2 protein-coding genes and 1 pseudogene are annotated in these 2,210 nt (G+C 75.2%); 1 reads left to right on the top strand and 2 read right to left on the bottom strand.

All coding sequences use genetic code 11. The features are described from left to right. Window positions 1–601: pseudogene (locus tag ACFWEK_RS21015) on the top strand (phenylalanine 4-monooxygenase); the annotation flags it as partial. Between the two features lie 4 nt (window positions 602–605). On the opposite strand, the gene pgl reads toward ACFWEK_RS21015, so the two are convergent. Both pgl and ACFWEK_RS21025 read right to left on the bottom strand, forming a co-directional pair. After that, on the bottom strand, window positions 606–1,394 hold the full coding sequence (gene pgl / locus ACFWEK_RS21020; RefSeq protein WP_430545598.1) for a 6-phosphogluconolactonase: 789 nt from the start codon (window positions 1,392–1,394) through the stop codon (window positions 606–608). Continuing rightward, the gene (locus tag ACFWEK_RS21025) at window positions 1,391–2,161 is read right to left on the bottom strand and encodes a glucose-6-phosphate dehydrogenase assembly protein OpcA (protein ID WP_430555299.1); all 771 of its coding nucleotides are present in this window, start codon (window positions 2,159–2,161) and stop codon (window positions 1,391–1,393) included. Before ACFWEK_RS21025 ends, pgl begins: the two co-directional genes overlap by 4 nt. Window positions 2,162–2,210 lie beyond the last annotated feature (49 nt).

The raw sequence follows: 2,210 nt of genomic DNA on the forward strand, positions 1-2,210 counted from the left end.
GGTGCCGCAGCTCGACGAGGTGAGCGCCGGCCTGGAGCCGCTCAGCGACTTCCGCCTGCACCCGGCCGCGGGGCTGGTGCCGCTGGACCAGTTCTACGGCTCGCTCGCCGACGGCGTCTTCCACTCCACGCAGTATCTGCGGCACGGGTCGCAGCCCTTGTACACCCCCGAGCCGGACATCATCCACGAGGTCGTCGGGCACGGGAACCTGCTCGCGAACCCGGCGATCGCCGAGGTGAAGCGACGGGCGGGCGAGGCCGCGCGGCGCTGCGAGACGGCCGAGGGCCTGCAGTTCGTGGCGGACGTCTTCTGGTTCACCATCGAGTTCGGGGTGATGTACGAGGACGGCGAGCTGCGGGCGTACGGCGCGGGACTGCTGTCGTCGTACGGCGAGATCGAGGAGTTCCGCGGCGCCACGATCCTGCCGCTCGACTTCTACTCGATGGGCACCGTGGAGTACGACATCTCGCACTACCAGCCCACCCTGTTCGCGTGCGACGGGATGAGCGAGCTCACCGAACGGGTGGGGGAGTTCTTCGCCGAGTTCGACGACGAGACGCCCGCCCGCCTGCTCGCCGACCGGCACCGGTCGGCGAGCTAGCAGGTCAGGCGGCCGGGCCGGCCGCGGCCGCGTCGAGCAGCCACAGCGTGCGCTCGGTGCCGCGGGCCCCGGCCGCCGGGACGTCGGCCACCGCTCCGCCGGCGAGGGCGGCGGCGGCCTGGGCCGCCTTCTCCGCCCCGGCCGCGACGACCCACACCTCGCGCGCCCGCCGCAGGGCGTCGAACGTGAGCGAGACCCGCTCCGGCGGCGGCTTGGGGGAGCCGTGCACCCCGACCGTCGCCCCGCGTGCGTCGAGGCCGTCGTGCCCGGGGAACAGCGAGGCGACGTGCCCGTCCGGCCCCATGCCGAGCAGCAGCACGTCGAACTCCGGGACGGCCGGCTCCGGCGAGCCGGCCGCCGGCGCCGGCGCGAACGTCGCGAGCTCGGCCGCGTAGGCCGCGGCCGACTGCTCCGGCGTCTCGACGGGGTCGCCGTCGACCGCCGAGCCGCGCGCCGGCATGGCGTGCACGTGGTCGGCGGGCAGGCCGGAACCCGCGACCAGCGCGTCCACGAGGGCGGCGCGGGCCTGGGTCTCGTTGCGGTCCGGGTCACCGTCGGGCAGGAACCGCTCGTCGCCCCACCACAGGTGCACCCCGGACCAGTCCACGGCCGTGCGCAGCGGGCTCGCCGCCACGGCCTCGAGCGTCTTGATGCCGACGGTGCCGCCCGTCAGCACCGCGTGCACGGGGGTGCGGACCGACTGGACGTCGAGCAGGCGGGTGAGCAGCCGGGCCGCGGCGGCCTCCGCGAGGACGGCGGGGTCGGGGTGGACGACGACGAGCGGCGCGCTCACGCTTTGGCCTTCGCCGACGCCCGGACGGTCTCGACGCGCTCGAGGCCCTTGGTGAGCACCTCGCCGTAGAGCTCGTCGGGGTCGAGGCGCCGGAGCTCCTCGATGAGCGCCTCGCTCAGCGCGCGGATCGGGAGCGCCATGCGGCGCTCCGGCTTCTCGGGCTGCGTGATCGACACGACGCGGCCGTCGGGGCGGTCGAGCACGATCGGCCCGCTCTTGCGCTCCAGGGTCACGCGGGTGATCGCGTCGTCGCTGTCGGTGCGCACGACCTTGGCGGGGCAGCGCAGGCGCTGGCCGAGCCAGGCGGCGAGCAGGTCGAGCGACGTGTGCTGCTCCTGGCCCTCGACGGTCACCGCGGTGACGGGCTCGAACGGGGGCTGCTCCACCGCGGCCGCGATGAGCCCGCGCCACAGGGTGACGCGCGCCCACGCGAGGTCGGTGTCGCCGGGGCTGAACCCGCCCGACAGACGGTGCAGCATCGCGACCGGGTCGGCCGCCGTCGTCGTGTCCGTGATGCGGCGCTGCGCCATCGCGCCCATCGGGTCCGCGGACGGGGCGTCCGGGCCGCCGGTGGGCCACCAGACGACGATCGGTGCGTCCGGCAGCAGCAGGGGCATGACGAGCGTGTCGGGGTGGTCGAGCATCGGGCCGCCGGCGCGCAGCACGACGACCTCCGAGGCGCCGGCGTCGCCGCCGACGCGGATCTCGGCGTCGAGGCGGGGGGCGGCGCACGAGTACCAATGGTCGTATCGGCTCCACAGCGACACCCCCAGCGCCATAGGCCCGTGAGGTCACGCGGCCTCTCACGATCGTAGG

Origin of the sequence: Isoptericola sp. NPDC060257, assembly GCF_042726645.1 — a bacterium.
Taxonomy (GTDB): Bacteria; Actinomycetota; Actinomycetes; order Actinomycetales; family Cellulomonadaceae; genus Isoptericola; species Isoptericola nanjingensis.